This window comes from Bradyrhizobium sp. WSM1743 (genome assembly GCF_000473065.1).
GTDB lineage: Bacteria > Pseudomonadota > Alphaproteobacteria > Rhizobiales > Xanthobacteraceae > Bradyrhizobium.
In genome coordinates, this window is the sequence record NZ_AXAZ01000022.1 from 79,792 (window position 1) to 96,021 (window position 16,230).

13 protein-coding genes are annotated in these 16,230 nt (G+C 65.4%); 5 read left to right on the plus strand and 8 right to left on the minus strand.

Features of this window, described 5'->3' with window-relative positions; translation table 11 throughout:
- Positions 1 to 70: 70 nt before the first annotated feature.
- Together YU9_RS0116085 and YU9_RS0116090 are read right to left on the minus strand one after the other, a co-directional pair.
- Entirely contained in the window at positions 71 to 1,768 is a 1,698-nt protein-coding gene (locus YU9_RS0116085; RefSeq protein ID WP_027573771.1) for an SGNH family hydrolase, read from the minus strand.
- A gap of 169 nt (positions 1,769 to 1,937) precedes the next feature.
- Positions 1,938 to 3,320: a lytic murein transglycosylase gene (locus YU9_RS0116090; protein WP_198028247.1), complete on the minus strand. Its 1,383-nt coding sequence runs from the start codon at positions 3,318 to 3,320 to the stop codon at positions 1,938 to 1,940.
- Positions 3,321 to 3,519: 199 nt separating this feature from the next.
- Between YU9_RS0116090 and YU9_RS0116095 the strand changes: the two genes are divergently transcribed.
- Positions 3,520 to 4,395 (plus strand): UTP--glucose-1-phosphate uridylyltransferase, encoded by an 876-nt coding sequence (locus tag YU9_RS0116095; RefSeq protein WP_027573773.1) that lies wholly within the window; start codon positions 3,520 to 3,522, stop codon positions 4,393 to 4,395.
- 132 nt (positions 4,396 to 4,527) lie between these two features.
- Here the strand turns inward: YU9_RS0116095 and YU9_RS0116100 are convergent, their stop codons facing one another.
- A complete protein-coding gene (locus tag YU9_RS0116100; RefSeq protein WP_027573774.1) occupies positions 4,528 to 6,024 on the minus strand; it encodes a diguanylate cyclase in 1,497 nt (498 codons plus the stop codon).
- A 142-nt stretch (positions 6,025 to 6,166) separates the two neighbouring features.
- On the opposite strand from YU9_RS0116100, the gene YU9_RS0116105 reads away from it, so the two are divergent.
- Positions 6,167 to 6,430 (plus strand): hypothetical protein, encoded by a 264-nt coding sequence (locus YU9_RS0116105; RefSeq protein WP_027573775.1) that lies wholly within the window; start codon positions 6,167 to 6,169, stop codon positions 6,428 to 6,430.
- Positions 6,431 to 6,615: 185 nt separating this feature from the next.
- On the opposite strand, the gene YU9_RS0116110 is transcribed toward YU9_RS0116105, so the two are convergent.
- Positions 6,616 to 9,492, minus strand: coding sequence for an EAL domain-containing protein (locus YU9_RS0116110; protein ID WP_027573776.1), 2,877 nt, complete (start codon positions 9,490 to 9,492; stop codon positions 6,616 to 6,618).
- 153 nt (positions 9,493 to 9,645) lie between these two features.
- Positions 9,646 to 10,644: an NAD(P)H-quinone oxidoreductase gene (locus YU9_RS0116115; protein WP_027573777.1), complete on the minus strand. Its 999-nt coding sequence runs from the start codon at positions 10,642 to 10,644 to the stop codon at positions 9,646 to 9,648.
- A 113-nt stretch (positions 10,645 to 10,757) separates the two neighbouring features.
- Here YU9_RS0116115 and YU9_RS0116120 point away from each other — a divergent pair, with 113 nt between their 5' ends.
- Together YU9_RS0116120 and YU9_RS0116125 are read left to right on the plus strand one after the other, a co-directional pair.
- Positions 10,758 to 10,949 carry a DUF1192 domain-containing protein gene (locus YU9_RS0116120; RefSeq protein ID WP_027573778.1) on the plus strand — a complete coding sequence of 64 codons (192 nt, stop codon included), beginning with the start codon at positions 10,758 to 10,760 and terminating at the stop codon, positions 10,947 to 10,949.
- Between the two features lie 597 nt (positions 10,950 to 11,546).
- On the plus strand, positions 11,547 to 12,056 hold the full coding sequence (locus YU9_RS0116125) for a DUF1465 family protein (RefSeq protein ID WP_027573779.1): 510 nt from the start codon (positions 11,547 to 11,549) through the stop codon (positions 12,054 to 12,056).
- Between the two features lie 175 nt (positions 12,057 to 12,231).
- Here the strand turns inward: YU9_RS0116125 and rpmE are convergent, their stop codons facing one another.
- Complete coding sequence (gene rpmE, locus YU9_RS0116130; RefSeq protein WP_027573780.1) at positions 12,232 to 12,459, minus strand: 50S ribosomal protein L31; 228 nt, start codon at positions 12,457 to 12,459, stop codon at positions 12,232 to 12,234.
- A 198-nt stretch (positions 12,460 to 12,657) separates the two neighbouring features.
- Between rpmE and YU9_RS0116135 the strand changes: the two genes are divergently transcribed.
- Entirely contained in the window at positions 12,658 to 14,508 is a 1,851-nt protein-coding gene (locus tag YU9_RS0116135) for an ABC transporter ATP-binding protein/permease (RefSeq protein ID WP_027573781.1), read from the plus strand.
- Positions 14,509 to 14,619: 111 nt separating this feature from the next.
- Here YU9_RS0116135 and YU9_RS0116140 read toward each other — a convergent pair whose 3' ends face one another.
- Positions 14,620 to 15,066, minus strand: a complete 447-nt coding sequence (locus YU9_RS0116140) for a GNAT family N-acetyltransferase (protein WP_027573782.1) — start codon at positions 15,064 to 15,066, stop codon at positions 14,620 to 14,622.
- Positions 15,066 to 16,094: a peptidoglycan -binding protein gene (locus YU9_RS0116145; protein WP_027573783.1), complete on the minus strand. Its 1,029-nt coding sequence runs from the start codon at positions 16,092 to 16,094 to the stop codon at positions 15,066 to 15,068. The genes YU9_RS0116140 and YU9_RS0116145 overlap by 1 nt, the downstream gene beginning before the upstream one ends.
- Between the last annotated feature and the right edge of the window lie 136 nt (positions 16,095 to 16,230).

A 16,230-nucleotide genomic window follows, 5' to 3' on the forward strand; every position in this document is an offset into this window, starting at 1 on the left:
GATCGGGCGTATTGGATTTCCGGGCTCGCGCTACGCGCGCCCGGAACGATATCTCAAATCAACAAAGCGATTACCGGAACATCTCCGCCGATCGCCCGACGTTGCCCGGCGGGCGCGGAATCCCTGGATTTGAGTTCGGATTGCGCGGCCCTGGGGCCGGCGTCAATTGACGTGGCGGCGGAGGCTGCGGCGAGCCGAAGCCGAAGAAATCCCGGAATGAGGGCGTTGCCTGCGCCGGCTGCTGCGGCGGGACCTGCGGCTTCTTCGGCGCGAGCTTTGGCGGCGCGATCGCCGCGGCCGCTCCCGGCGAACCCTGAGCCGCACCGCCGTCGGGCGTCGTCGCCGCCATCGGCGTATCGCCCTTGGCCTGCTCGCGGCCGACTTCCCGGCGCGGCCAGGCATAATCGTCGGCGCGGCCGGCCGGAGCTGCAAGCGGCTCACCCTTCACCATCGTCTTCGCAGCGAGCGCATCGACGGCAGCGGGACGCGTGCCTGGCCCGCCCAGCAATTGATCGGTCGAAATCGCGGCTGCAACCAGCGGCACGATCGGCCCCGCGAGCGGTCGCGGCGCGGGCTTGCCCGGCTCGGCGCTGGTATCGGGGGTCGCAGGCTCGCTCGGCAGCGCGATCGGACCGGAGCGTCCTGCGAGGAGGCGCGTGATCTCGCGCTCGACATAGTGCGCGAGCTTGCGCGCGCCAGCCTTGGTGAAGTAGACGCCGTCGGAGCTGCGGAGCTGACGGATCTGGCCTTCGAAGTCTGGGCCCTTCTGCAGAAAGCGGCCGGCTTCGTCGACAAAGCCGTCCCACACGTCGACATAGGTGATGCCGGCCTTGGCCGCGCCCTCACGGTACAGCGAATCCAGGAACAGCGTGTCCGCCGTGCCCTTCGGTCCGCGAACTGCGGGGAGGCCGACCCAGAGCACCGGCACGCCCTTGGCCTTGAGGACGCCCGCGAGCTCCTCGATCTTCTTGCCGTAGAGCTCGACCCAGCGCTCGTCGCGGAATTCGTAGAGGCCGTTCGGGTTGCGCGCGGTCTTTTCCGGCGCGGCCGCCGGCGTGTCGGCATTGTCGGCGTCATCCTGCGGCAGGTCGGCATCGGCAGGCTTGTCGTCCGGCTTGGCAGCGGTGTCGGGCTTGGCGTCGCCGGGCTTCGCCGGTTGCTTGGCGCGCGCGCCCTTGTCGTTCTTCTTGTCCTTGTCTGAGGCCTTGTCCGACTTGTCGGCGGCGGGCTCGCGGATGGCGATGCGGTCGTTGAGGCCGAGCATGACGACGATCACGTCGGGCTTCTCGGTCTCGAGAATGCCCTTCGCCGCCGCGGTCCAGTCCGCGGGCTCACCCTTGGGCTGATACTTGATCAGGCCGGACGTGGTCTTGTGCTTGCGGATCACGCCCATGTCGGGCTGCTCGGCGTAAGCGTCTTCCAGGCCGTAGGCGAGCCAGTCGGCCATGGCATCGCCGATCACCAGCACGTTCTTCTCAGGAATCGTGTCGCGCTTGGCGGGTGCCGGCGCGCGGGAAAAATCCTGGCGTGGCGCCTGCGGCGGCTGCTGCTGGAATGGTGCGAAGAAATCGCCGCCGAACCAGCCGCCACCTCCGCCGCCCCGTGGCGGGGGCGGGGCCGAACGCTGCGGCGGGCCGCCGAAGCCGGGGAAGTTGAAGAACTGCGCCGAGGCAGGTCCCGCGACCGAGACCAGGATCGCAAGCGCTGTCCCCAGCGCGATCAGCGGGCCGGTCTCGGTCAGCGCCTTGAACAGGGACTTCTTCGACATGCGATCTCGGGCACGCGCAGTGGGGACGGGAGCAGCTCGATATAATAACGGAATCAGGCGCCAAACGGGCAAATTCTCTTCCAGATTCTTGTCCCATACACCGGGGAACACCAGTCCCGGTCAAGGCTGACAGCCAAAATCCCCCTTCAGGGTTACTTTCGGCGCGATTTTACCGCCCGCGCAGCCGGTCCAGCACGTCCGACGACGCAAATCCGTCGGCGGGCACCCCGATCGAGGCCTGGAAATTGCGCAGGGCTTCCCTTGTCTGGCCGCCGAACTGGCCGTCCGGGGTGCCCTTGTAGAAGCCGCGCTGGGCCAAGAGCTGCTGCAGTTCCAGCCGCTCGGTGCGCGACAGCTCGCGCTCCTGGCGCGGCCAGGGCTGCACGAAGGGCTGCCCGCCGCGCAGGCGGTCGGCGAAATGGCCGATCGCCAATGCATAAGCTTCGGCCGGATTGTACTTCATGATGACGCGGTAGTTCTGCAGCATCAGGAAGCCCGGGCCCTGCGCACCGGCCGGCGCAAGCAGATAGGCTTTCTCCGCCGGATGCGGGAAGGGCTGGTTGTTCGGACGCTTGAGCCCGAGCTTGTCCCATTGCGCGATCGGCATCGCCTTGGCGCGGTCGGCCAGCATGTAGTTGAAGCCTTGCGGCACCACGACCTCGTAGCCCCAGGTCTGGCCGGGCTGCCAGCCGTCCTTCTTCAGATTGTTGGCGGTCGACGCGATCAGGTCGGTCGGATTGTCGACGACGTCGCGCCGGCCATCGCCATCGCCGTCCACCGCAAAGCGCTTGAACGCGGTCGGCATGAACTGGGTCGGGCCGAACGCGCCGGCCCAGGAGCCGCGCATCTGCTCGGGACGCAGATCGCCGCGGTTGAGGATCTCCAGCGCGGACAGGAACTCATCCTTGAAATAGGCCTGGCGGCGGCCGATACAGGCGAGCGTCGCGGTCGATTGCAGCACGCTGCGATCGCCCATCTGCGTCGAGTAATTGGACTCGATGCCCCAGATCGAGGCGATGATGTAGCGGTCGACGCCGGTTGCCTTCTCGGTGGCGTCGAACTGCGCCTTGTATTTGGCGAGGATCTCGCGGCCCTTGGCGAGGCGGTTGTCGTTCACCAGGATGTCGAGATAGTCCCAGATCGATTTGGTGAACTCCGGCTGGGAGTCCATGAGATCCATGATGCGCAGGTCAGGTGAGAGCCCGGCGGTGAAGCGCTGAAAATTCTCCTGCGTGACGCCGCGCCGTGCGGCATCGGGCCACATCGCGGCGACGCAATTGTCGAAATTGCCGGCGGCCTCGCGGATCGCGGCAGCCGTCATCAGCGGATGGCCGGAGGCGCCGTCCTCGCCGCTCCAAGGCAGTGCTCCCGTCTGTGGGCCGCTGGGCGCTGCTTGCGTCGGCGCCGAATTCTGGCCGGAGAAGATGCCGCCGAACAGATTGGACAGGCCGTTCTGCGCCTGGGCGTGTGCGCATACCGGCATCAGCAAAGCTGCCGCGATCATCGCTGTGCCGGCCAGAAATCCAACCCGTCCTGCCACTGATTGCATCATGTCCCACCCGTCGGCCTGAAAATCCGCCACAGGAGGCCTGGTTAGCGTTGCCAATAGCTTAACAAAGGTGAAATTTTGGTGGCGGCCTTTTTCTTAACTCTGTCGGGGCGAGGCCCCACATCCGCCTTTGTTGGCGGCTGCAAACAGGCTAGCAAGATGCCATTGCTCCGTTCACGTCCTCAGGTATTCGATCGATCACATGAAAATTCGCAAAGCTGTATTCCCCGTCGCCGGCCTCGGCACCCGCGTCCTGCCTGCCACCAAGGCGATGCCGAAGGAAATGCTGACCATCGTCGACAAGCCTCTGATCCAGTACGTCTATGACGAAGCGAAGGAAGCCGGCATCGAGCACTTCATCTTCGTCACCGGCCGCAACAAGGCTGTCATCGAGGATCATTTCGACCGGATGTTCGAACTCGACGCCACGCTGGCCGCGCGCGGCAAGAAGGCCGAGCAGGAGATCCTGGCGCAGAACCAGCCCGACGCCGGCGCCGTCAGCTTCACCCGCCAGCAGGCGCCGCTCGGTCTCGGCCATGCCGTCTGGTGCGCACGCGACATCGTCGGCAACGAGCCGTTCGCCGTGGTGTTGCCCGACGAGCTCGTGCTCAACACGCCCGGCTGCCTGAAGCAGATGATCGAGATGGCATCCTCGCTCGGCGAGAAATCCAATTTGGTCGCGGTCGAGGCGGTACCCGACCATCTGACCCATCAATACGGCATCTGCGGCGTCGGCAAGCGCAATGGCAAGATGTTCGAGGTCGACGGCATGGTCGAGAAGCCGGCCAAGGGCACGGCGCCCTCCAACCTCTCGATCACCGGGCGTTACATCCTCCAACCTGAGATCTTCAAGATCCTGGAGACCCAGGAGCGCGGCGCCGGCGGCGAGATCCAGCTCACCGACGCCATGATCGGGCTTGCCAAGACGCAGAAATTCTACGGCGTCGAGTTCGAGGGCGAGCGCCATGATTGCGGCTCCAAGCCCGGCTTCCTGCGCGCCAACATCGCCTACGGCATGAAGCGCCCGGAATTGCGCGACGGGCTGATCGCCGAGATGAAGAAGTATCTGGGGCAGTGACATCGAAGGCGAACGCCTTCGACGTCATCCCGGGATGGTCCGAAGGACCAGACCCGGGATCTCGAGATTCTCAGGTGCGCAACTGCGCACCTGAGTTCGATGCTTCGCATCGCCCCGGAATGACAGTCTAGCTCACGCCACCAGCGACAGCTGCGGTAAGCTGGCAACCACCGACTGGTTGCGCCCGCCGGCTTTGGCGGCATAGAGCGCCTTGTCGGCGGCGGCGACCAGGATCGACCACTCCATGCCGGCGACGGGGACGAGGCTGGCGATGCCGCAGGACACCGTCGACATCGCCTGATCGTCGGACCAGCCCTGCACCTTGAGGCGGATCGTCTCGGCCACCCTGAAGGCATCGGCAGCCGAGGTGTTCGGCAACAGCACGGCGAATTCCTCGCCGCCATAACGCGCGGCGCAGTCGCCGGCGCGGCTCACCGAATCGGAAATGCAGATGGCGATCCCGACCAGCACCTGGTCGCCGGCCTGATGGCCGAACGTGTCATTGTAGGCCTTGAAATGGTCGGCATCGATCATCAACAGCGCGATCGGCGCTTTCTGGCGCATGGCGCGCCGCCATTCGGTGTCGATGACGGAATCGAACTTGCGGCGGTTCTTCAGGCCCGTGAGCGCGTCCGTCGTCGCCATCTCCTCGAGCTTGCGCTCGGCCTCGGCGCGCCGGCCGATCTCGCGCGCGAGCACGAGCGTCGAACCGAGCACGAACAGGATGAGCGCCAGCACCACGGCGCCGATGCGGAACGCCTCCTTCTGCCAGAGTGCGAACACTGTGGCCAGGGGTTTGCCCGCCACCACGAACAGCGGTCCGCTGTTGCTGCTGCGGACATAGAGCCGCGGCGTCGGATCGACCGGGCCCTGTCCGGAATAGGAGGCGCCGGCCGGGAGGTTGTCGGCCTTCCAGTTTCGGCGGTCGTTCAGGTTCGTGCCGATGATGTCGAGATCGAACGGCCGCCGCATCATGATGGTACGGTCGCGCCTCAGCACGGTGATGGTGTCGTCAGGATCGAGGTTCAGACGCTCGAACAATTCGTGGAAATAGCTGAAGCGGATCGAGCCCGCGACGACGCCCATGAAGCCGCCGTCGGTATCGCTGATGCGCCGGCTCAGCACGATGGAATAGGCGCCGCGAAACAGCATCGGGCGGCTGATGAAGAGCCCGACCCCGGAATTGTCGCGATGAATCCTGAAGTAATCCTCCTCGCTCCGGTTCTCGGGGAGGGGATCGAGCGTGGAGGCGTCGATGGTCAGCCGGCCCTCGGCATCGAACACCTGGATGGCGCCGAAATGCTTGGCGGTGATCGCATGGTCGAACAGGATCAGGTGGCGGATCGGCTTGGAGACCGTCGCCAGCTCGGACAGCAGCATGTTGGCAGCGACCGCCTTCAGCGACAGATCGTAGATCTCGATGTTGCGGCTGATGTCGGACTCGATGGTGGTCGCGAGGTTCTCCAGCGTCTGGCGGGCGAGCGCCTCCTCGCCGCGGCGCATGTCAAGCATCACGTTGACGCAAATGGCGGAGAAGCCGATCACCGTCACCACGGACGAGATGATCAGCAGCTTCGCCGAAATCCGCCACGGCCGGCGGGCCGTGACGTCGCGCCATCCAGACAACATCGTTCGCTCCTGGCACTAGTGGATGCGCCCGAAAGCTTGAGTAGTGTTTAAGGCAGGACGGCGCTGCCGCAATGAGTTAAGAATCGGTGTATGCGGCGCACGGTTTTGGGCAGCCGCATGTGAGCGGGACGAGAGGACGATTGTGAACGACTACCACGCGTTGCGCGATTATCTGATGCGGCAGAAGCAGGAGGAGTTCGTGCTGAGCTTCGAGCAAATCGAGGAGATCATCGGCGCCGCGCTGCCGCGCGCGGCGCATCGCGCCTCCTGGTGGGATAGCCTGCGCAGCCCCGACATCCAGATGCCGCAGCGCGAAGCCTGCCTCGCCGCCGGCTTCGTGGCGACGCGCATGCCGGACGGTGCGAGCGTGCGGTTCAGGAAGCAGAAGGCTGAGCGGCGGCGCTAGCGCGTGCGGCACGCTGCCACCCTCCCCTGGAGGGGGAGGGTCGGCTCACATTGAGCGCAGCGAAATGTGAGACGGGGTGGGGTGACGGTCTCTCCACATCCAACAGTGCCCGTGTGGAGAGATCACCCCACCCCGCTCGCGCTGCGCGCGATCGACCCTCCCCCTCCAGGGGAGGGTAAGAGCAGTCAGCTCGCCGCTTCCAGCCGCACTTCCGTCAAGAGGCGCATCGCGGCATCGGCGTCCATCGGCTCGCCGAAAGCAAAACCTTGCGCGTATTCGCAGCCCATCTGGTAGAGCTCGACCGCGTCGGAATCGGTCTCGGCGCCTTCGGCCACCACGTCCATGCCGAGGTCATGCGCGAGCGCGATGATCGACTTCAGGATCACCGGGCGGGTGCCGCGGCTGGTGGTGCGCACGAAGGACTGATCGATCTTGATGGTGTCGAACGGGAAGCGCTGGAGATAGGCCAGCGACGAGTGACCGGTGCCGAAATCGTCGAGCGACAGCCCGGTGCCGAGCTCGCGGATCCGCGTCAGCATCTGCGCGGCGTGCTCCGGATTCTCCATCACCAGCGATTCCGTCAGTTCCAGCTTGAGCGTGCCGCGCGCGACCGAGGAGCGCGACAGCACGGTGCGGATGTCGTGGATCAGATCGTGGCGCAGCAGCTGGCGCGAGGAGACGTTGACGGAGGCGAAGATCGGCTCGCGCGAGCGCATCGCGCGCTGCCACACCGCGAGCTGTTTTGCGGTCTGGTCGAGCACGAACATGCCGAGGTCGACGATCAGGCCGGTCTCTTCCGCGATGGTGATGAACTCCGACGGCGCCATGCGTCCGAGCTTCGGATGATCCCAGCGCGCCAGGGCCTCGAAGCCGGCGACGGAGCGATCCTCCAGCCGCACGATCGGCTGATACAGGATCGTGATCTCCTGCCGCTCGATGGCGCGGCGCAATTCGCTCTCCAGCGTCAGGCGGTCGGTTTTTCGCGCACGCATTGCTGGTTTGTACACATCGATGCGATCGCCGCCGATGCGCTTGGAATGATACATCGCAAGCTCGGCGTCCTTGATGATCTCGTCCGTCAGCTGAACCTGCGGATCGGAGAGCGCAAGGCCGATCGAGGCGGTGAGGAAGATCTCGCGATCGTTGAAGGCGATCGGCGCGCGGATGGTCTTGCGGATGGTCTCGGCGAAATTGGTGATCCGCGCCGGATCCTGCTCCGACAGCAGGATCAGGCCGAACTGGTCGCCGGCGAGCCGCGCCAGCGTGTCCTGCGGCTTCAGGATGCGGGTGAGGCGGCGAGCGAGCGTCAGCAGGATGGAATCGCCGACCGCGATGCCGACGGAATCGTTGACCTGCTTGAAGCGGTCGAGGTCGATCACCATCAGCGTCGGCCGCAGCGTCGGCACGGTCTTGGCGAAGTTTGCGACCGCGCCGAGCCGGTCCATGAACAGTTTTCGGTTGGGCAGACCGGTGAGGTTGTCATGCACGGAATCGTGCAGCAGGCGTTCCTCCGCGTTGCGCAGCTCGGTGACGTCGGTGAGCGTGCCGACCACGCGCGAGACCTCGCCGTCGGAGCCGACGACGGGGCGGGCCTTCAGCGCGAACCACATGAAATGGCCATCCGGCGTGCGCAGGCGGAAATCCTGCACCAGGCGGCCGCGGCGCTGGTCGAGCACGCTGTCGAGCGCGGCACGGAAGCGGTCCTGGTCGAGCGGATGCAGCACCTCAAGCCAGGACGCTGCCGGGCCTTCCAGCGTGCCACGCTTGAGGCCGAGCAGGGCTTCGGTCTCGGGGCTGGTGAAAACCTTGTCGGCGGAGACGTCCCAGTCCCAGATCAGATCGCCGGAGCCGGCCAGCGCCAGCGCGCGGCGCTCGATGTCGGAGACGACGCCGGTGGTGGCGCCGCCGCCGGCAAAGGCGTGCTGCATCACCGTGAAGCCGATCAGCATCACGATTAGCACGAGGCCGCCGAGCAGGGCAGGGCCGACGATGTCGTTGGTGACGGAGCCCGCCACCGTCATGCCGGCCGCGACCACCCAGACCACCAGGAGGAACCAGGTCGGGATCAAGAGCACGGCGCGGTCGAAGCCGTGGGTGGAGAGATAGACGATCAAGGCGAAGCCGGCGAAGGCGATCAGCACCAGCGAAATGCGCGCAATGCCGGAGGCCACCGCCGGATCGAACAGCGCGAGCGCCACCAGCGAGCCTAAGAACGCGAGCCAACCGACCGTGATGTGCGAATAGCGCACATGCCATCGACTGAGGTTGAGATAGGCGAACAGGAACACCAGCAGCGTTGCGGCCAGGATCGCCTCACCCGCCGCGCGCCAGATGCGCTCGGCGTTGTTCGACATGTCGAGCACCTTGCCCCAGAAGCCGAAATCGACGCCGATATAGACCAGCACCGCCCAGGCCAGCGCCGCCGCCGCCGGGAACATGATGCTGCCCTTCACCACGAACAGGATGGTCAGCACCAGCGCCAGGAGTCCCGAGATGCCGATCACGATGCCCTGGTAGAGCGTGAAGGAATTGACCTTGTCCTTGTACGCTTCCGGCTCCCACAGATAGAGCTGCGGCAGCTTGTCGGTGCGCAGCTCCGCAACGAAGGTGACGACGGCGCCAGGGTCGAGCGTGATGCGGAACACGTCGGCGGTGGCACTTTCCTGCCGTTCTGGCCGGTCGCCGATCGAGGGCGTGATGGTCGCGATCCGCGACAGCCCGAGGTCGGGCCACAGCAACCCTGAGGAGACGATGCGGTAATGCGGGGCGACGATCAGGCGGTCGAGCTGGTCGTCGGTGTTGTTGGCGAGCGCGAACACCACCCAGTTCTGGCCGCCTTCGCGGGCGCGCACCTCGATGCGGCGGACGATGCCGTCGGTGCCGGGCGCCGTGGAGACCTGGATGCGATCGGCATCGCTGCGCTGATGCTCGAGCACGCCGGTGAGGTCGATCGCGGGCGCGTCGCTACGGACGCTGACGGCGTCGAGCGCGCGCGCGGGATACGCGGCGACAAGAATCATGAGGCCCAGCGCGATGGGCGCGAGGCACCTGATCAGACGCAAGGTCAGCTCTCCGCGTTCGACGCAAACTCTTCAGTGCAAGGCGAATCTAAAAGGCGATGTCAGACCGGACCGAAGTGGTTCGGTGCATCGCGATAGATGCCACGAAAGCGAGGAAAATCAAAGGGTTTCCGGCTTGCCCTGTGGGTCGGTGGCCTAGGCCTCCAACACAATTTTGCCAATATGTGCGCTCGTCTCCATGCGCCGGTGGGCGTCCGCCGCCTTTTCCAGCGGGAAACTGCTGTCCATCACCGGCTTGATGCGGCCTTCGCGCAAAAGCGGCATCACTTTCTGCTCGATCGCGGCCACCATTGCCGCCTTGTCCGCATTACTACGGGGGCGCAGCGTCGAGCCGGTATGGGTCAGGCGCTTGACCATGACCTTGGCAATGTTGACGCTGACCTTGGGGCCGTTGAGGGTCGCGATCTGCACGATCCGGCCGTCGACCGCCGCGGCATCATAGTTGCGATCGACATAGTCGCCGGCGACCATGTCCAGGATCAGGTTGACGCCAAGATTGTTGGTCTCGGCCTTGACCACGGCGACGAAGTCTTCGGTCTTGTAATTGATGGCGCGGTCGGCACCCAGCTTGAGGCAGGCGTCGATCTTGTCCTGCGATCCCACGGTGACGAACACCTTCGCGCCGAACGCCTTCGCGAGCTGGATTGCCATGGTGCCGATGCCGGAGGAGCCGCCATGGATCAGCAGCGTCTCGCCGGCCTTGAGGCCGCCGCGCTCGAACACGTTGTGCCAGACCGTCATCAAGGTTTCCGGCAGCGCGCCGGCTTCCTTCATCGACAGCGCCGGCGGCACGCTCATGGCCTGGGCGTCCTGGGCGATGCAGTACTGCGCATAGCCGCCGCCGGCGACCAGCGACATCACCTTGTCGCCGACCTTGTGCCGCTTGGCGTTGCTGCCGACCGCCACTACTTCACCTGATATCTCGAGGCCGGGAAGGTCGCTGGCGCCGGGCGGCGGCGGATAGGCGCCGGAGCGCTGTGCGACGTCGGGACGGTTGACGCCGGCAGCCTCGACCTTGACCAGGATCTCGTCGGGCCCGGGCTGCGGAAGGCTGCGTTGTTCCGGCACCAGCACCTCCGGTCCGCCGGGTTTGGAGATGGCGACCACGGTCATTTGCGCGGGCAGCTTGTCCATGATGTGTCCTTGAGCAAAGGTGCGGGATGCAACGAGGCCCTTGCTTAGCCAGCGCGGTGCAGGCTGGCAACCGCCTCAGCCGTGTGACAGGCGCGAACGCAGGAGGAACGAGGATGCCGATCGAAGACGAGGACCGCCCGCGCAGGAAGATCACGCACGACATCGGCCAGGATCTCTCACTCTTGTCGGTCGAGGAACTGACCGAGCGCGTCGCGCTGCTCAAGGCCGAGATCGCGAGGCTGGAAGAAGCCGCCACCAAGAAACGCGCCTCGCGCGATGCGGCGAACAGCTTTTTCAAGTCGTAGTCGCCGCCACACAACGACTGTCGTCCCGGACAAGCGCGCCCCAAGCGCGCGCCGATCCGGGACCCATACTCAAAAGGGCGAAGTTGTCGCGCGAAACCGGCAACTCCGAGTCCCGTCACCACATCCGCCTGTGGCTGGGTCCCGGATCGGCGCTTACGCTTGTCCGGGACGACGGCGAATGTGTTGCGCAAGCCCGTGCAAAATACCCGCTGCTTGACTTGCTGGCTCCCGGTGCGACGGCTGCGAATTTGTTCCGCACCGCACTCGGTCACTGGCCGACATGGCTAACGAACTCTCAAAAAATTAGCTCGTTTACTTCAGATTAAGCTTTCGGGTTTATGACCGGAACTGTCCTCGTTTGGACACCGAGTGGCTCCTGTCCACTCTGTTTGACGCCTCCCTGTTATCAACTTTCAAAGCCGCCGGTCTCCGGCGGCTCTTTTTTTGCTCTAACCACAGTTGCATTCCGAGCAATGACCCGCGGAAACCATATCCGCGCTTGTCACTGGACTCCGCGCTTCCAGCGCGCAATGATTTGTTCATCATAAGCCGGCGCCAAAGCCGGACAGTCAAACAGTTGCGTAAGAGGCGTTAACCATGGAACGTTTGCAGGCCGAGGGCGCTCTCGTTCAACTCAGCGAGCGGTTCACCAATTCTGCGGCGTTCGGCAGTCTGTTCCGTGAGGGCATGGACCTCGTTGAGGAAACCGCTGCCTATCTCGACGGCGCCGGCCGCGTCGAGGCCAAGGCGCTCGACCGCGCCGTCAGCCTCACCTATGCGACCGAGAGCATGCGTCTCACCACGCGCCTGATGCAGCTTGCTTCCTGGCTGCTGCTGCACCGCGCGGTGAAGGAAGGCGAGATGACGCTGAGCCAGGCCAACCGCGAGAAGACCAAGGTCAAGCTCACCGCTGCCGATCCCGGCCCCGCCGACACCATCGAGAAGCTGCCGGCGCAGCTCCAGGACCTGATCCATCGCTCGATGAGCCTGCAGACCCGCGTGCGCCGCCTCGACAGCACGATCCACACCCCGCCGGCGGAACACTCCGCGATCGGCAACCCGCTGGTGCCGCACCTCAACGCGCTGAAGGCCGCGTTCGAGCGGTAAGTCTCACGCTGTCATTCCGGGGCGCGCGACGCGCGAACTATGGTGCGCACTTGCGCACCAGAGAATCTCGAGATTCCGGGTTCGGCTCTGCGAGCCGCCCGGAATGACAGCGAAAGAAAACAAAAACGCCCCTGGTCTCCCAGGGGCGTTTTTCGTCTCAGCCCTTGCGGGCGGCTCAATCCTTCTTGAGAAAGCCCGAAAACTTCTTCTGGAAGCGCGAGACGCGGCCGCCGCGATCCATGATCTGGGCGGAGCCGCCGGTCCAGGCCGGGTGCGACTTCGGGTCGATGTCGAGGTTCAGCGTGTCGCCTTCCTTGCCCCAGGTCGAGCGGGTCAGGTACTCGGTTCCGTCGGTCATGACGACCTTAATCGTATGATAGTTCGGGTGAATTTCGGCTTTCATGGCAATTCCTCGGCGCCCCGGCGCCTACTTGGGTGGCTAGCGAATGACGGATTTGGGCGGCTCTATACCTCACGAGACCCCGCAAAACAAGCCATGCCGGGCTGTTGAACCGGGGTTTGCCCCTAAGGGACATCCCGGATTTGCCACTACCCCCACACCGGCCTATTGGGAGCGAACCAATACAATAGGTCGGATATGATGAGCGCAGTGGAACGGCTTGATGACCAGGATGTCGAACGGCCTGCAATGAACTCCGCGGACATCCCGTCGATCGAGGCGGAGCTGATCGAAGAGCCTGCCAAGGGCCGCGCCAAGCTGCGGCCGCTGCTTGCGCTCGCGCCCTATGTGAGCCGCTATCGCGGCCGGGCGGCGCTGGCTTTCGTCGCGCTCACGATCGCAGCGCTGACGACGCTGCTGGTGCCGGTCGCGGTGCGCAGGATGATCGATTTCGGCCTGACGCCTGAGGGCATCGAGCTGATCAACAGCTACTTCTCGGTGATGCTTGCGGTCGTCGCCGTGCTCGCGGTGGCGAGCGCTGCGCGTTATTACCTCGTGATGACGATCGGCGAGCGCATCGTCGCCGATTTGCGCCGAGACGTCTTCGCCCATCTGCTGTCGCTCTCCCCCGCCTTCTTTGATTCCGCGCGCAGCGGCGAATTGATCTCGCGGCTCACCGCCGACACCACTCAGATCAAGTCCGCCGTCGGCGCCTCCGTCTCGATTGCGCTGCGCAACCTGATGATGTTCCTCGGTGCCGCGGCGATGATGGTGATCACCAGCCCGAAGCTGTCGGGCTTCGTGCTGCTGGCGATCCCCTTGATCGTGCTGCCGCTGGTAGCTTTCGGGCGCTGGGTGCGGCGCCTGTCGCGCAATGCACAGGACACGCTCGCCGACGCCTCCGCCTATGCCGGCGAGCTGGTCGGCGCGATCCGCACTGTACAGGCCTATACCAGCGAGCAATTTGCCGAGAAGCGTTTCGGCGGCGAGGTCGAGCAGGCCTATGAAGCCGCGCGCACCTCGACCCAGGCCCGCGCCGTGCTCACCGCCATCATCATCTTCATCGTGTTCGCCAGCGTGGTCGCGATCCTCTGGATCGGCTCGCATGACGTCTTGACCGGCACCATCACGCCTGGCCGGCTCGGCCAGTTCGTGCTCTATGCGGCCTTTGCCGCCGCCGGTCTCGGTCAGCTCAGCGAAGTCTGGGGCGAGGTCTCGGCGGCCTCGGGCGCTGCCGAGCGCCTGTTCGAGATCTTGCACGTAGAGCCCGAGATCGCTGCGCCCGCCGCGCCGCGCGCACTGCCGGTGCCGCCGCGCGGCGAGGTCGGCTTCGACCGCGTCAGCTTCGCCTATCCGGCGCGTCCCGACGTCAACGTGCTCGACGCGGTGTCATTCACGGTGCGGCCCGGCGAGAAGGTCGCGATCGTCGGTCCCTCCGGCGCCGGCAAGAGCACGATTTTTCATCTGCTGCTGCGCTTCTACGATCCGCGCAGCGGGACGATCGCGCTCGACGGCGTGCCGGTCAAATCCGCCGATCCCCGCGATTTCCGCGCCCGCATCGCGCTGGTGCCGCAGGAATCCAACGTGTTCGCCGCGAGTGCCCGCGAGAACATCCGCTTCGGCCGGCCCGATGCGACCGATGCCGAAGTCGAGCGCGCCGCCGAGCTGGCGCATGCCGCCGAATTCATCCGCCGCCTGCCCGAAGGTTTCGAGACGGCACTCGGCGAGCGCGGCGTGACGCTGTCCGGCGGCCAGCGCCAGCGCATCGCGATCGCCCGCGCCATCCTGCGCGATGCGCCGCTCTTGCTGCTCGATGAAGCAACTTCCGCGCTCGACGCCGAAAGCGAGACGCTGGTGCAGACCGCGCTGGAAGAGCTGATGCGTCACCGCACCACGCTGGTGATCGCGCACCGCCTCGCCACCGTGCTCTCCTGCGACCGCATTCTGGTGATGGACCAGGGCAAGATCGTCGAGCAGGGCACGCATGCCGAGCTCGTGGCGGCGAACGGGCTGTATGCGCGGCTGGCGCGGTTGCAGTTCGAAGGGGCGTAGACGCCTCACACCGCGTCATTGCCAGCGAAAGCGAAGCAATCCAGACTGTCTCCGCGGCGGGATTCTGGATTGCTTCGCTTCGCTCGCAATGACGGCGGAAGTGCCGAGACCCTACGCCCGCCATACCATCTTCAACACCGGCCGCCCCGAGGTCGGGTTCACATCGTCGCCCGCATGGGCAAAGCCGTTGCGCTCGTAGAAGCGGATGGCGCGGCTGTTATCCTTGTTGACGAGCAGCGTGACGCCTGTCGGCGACAGGCGCTTGGCCTCGTCCACCAGCAGCCTTGCTGCATCGGAACCCCAATGGACGGGATCGACGACGAGCTGATCGAGATAGCCTTCGCCATCGATCGTGACGAAACCGACCAGCGCGCCGTCCTGTTCCGCCACCACGATCGAGGCCCTCGGCACCAGGTCCTTGCGCCAGCGCTCGCGCCACCACTCCAGCCGTGCTGCGAAGTCGATCTGCGGATAAGCCTGCTGCCAGGTGCGATGCCAGAGATCGATCGCGGCGGCCTCGTCCTCAGGGCGGTAGGGGCGGAGGTGAAGAGCGCTCACTACCGCTCCGTCAGCTTCAGCTCGATACGGCGGTTGCGCTTGTAGGCCTCTTCCGTGTTGCCGGTATCGAGCGGCTGGAATTCGCCGAAGCCGGCCGCGACGAGGCGCTGGGCGGGCACGCCGAGCGAGATCAGATATTGCACCACCGAGATGGAGCGGGCCGCGGACAGGTCCCAGTTGGACTTGAAGTTCGGGCCGTTGACCGGACGCACATCGGTATGGCCGTCGACGCGCAGCACCCAGGGGATCTCGCTCGGGATCTTCTTGTCGAGCTCGATCAATGCGGTCGCCAGCGTGTCGAGCTCGGCGCGGCCCTCGGGCAGCAACGTCGCCTGGCCGGTGTCGAAGAACACTTCGGACTGGAACACGAAGCGGTCGCCGACGATGCGGATGTCTGGGCGGTTGCCGAGGATGGCGCGCAGGCGGCCGAAGAATTCCGAGCGGTAGCGCGACAATTCCTGCACGCGCTGCGCCAATGCAACGTTCAAGCGGGAGCCCAGGTCGGCAATCCGGCTCTGCGATTCCTTGTCGCGCTTCTCGCTGGCGTCCAACGCTTCTTCCAGCGCCGCCAATTGCCGGCGCAGCGCGCTGATCTGCTGGTTCAGCACCTCGATCTGCGCCAGCGCCCGCGCCGAGACCGCCTTCTCCGAATCCAGCGCCTTGCCGAGCTCGGCGGTCTTGCCTTGTGCGTCGTTGCCGGCGGTGGCTAAGCCCTCATAGAGACCCTTGATGCGGTCGCGCTCGGACTCGGCCGAGGCGAGGCCCGCTTTCAATTGCGAGACCTGGTCGTCGAGCGAGAGCTTGCCGAGCTTCTCCAGCGACAACAGCTCGTTGAGCTGGGCGATCTTGGCGTTGAGCTGCTCCAGCGCCTTGTCCTTGCCGGTGACCTCCTGCGACAGGAAGAACTGCACCACCAGGAACACCGACAGTAGGAACACGATCGACAGCACCAGCGTCGACAGTGCGTCGACGAAGCCGGGCCAATAGTTGAAAGCGCCTTCGCTGCGGCGGCTGCGCGCTAGAGCCATATCCTACGTCTCCACTTTCGTGTCCCGGACGCGCTGCAGCGTGCAACGCTGCTCCGCTGAGCCGGGACCCAGCGTGTCTCTCGAATGGGCCCGGCTCAGCGGCGCATCATTCCGTGCTGCGTTGCGTCCGGGGCAC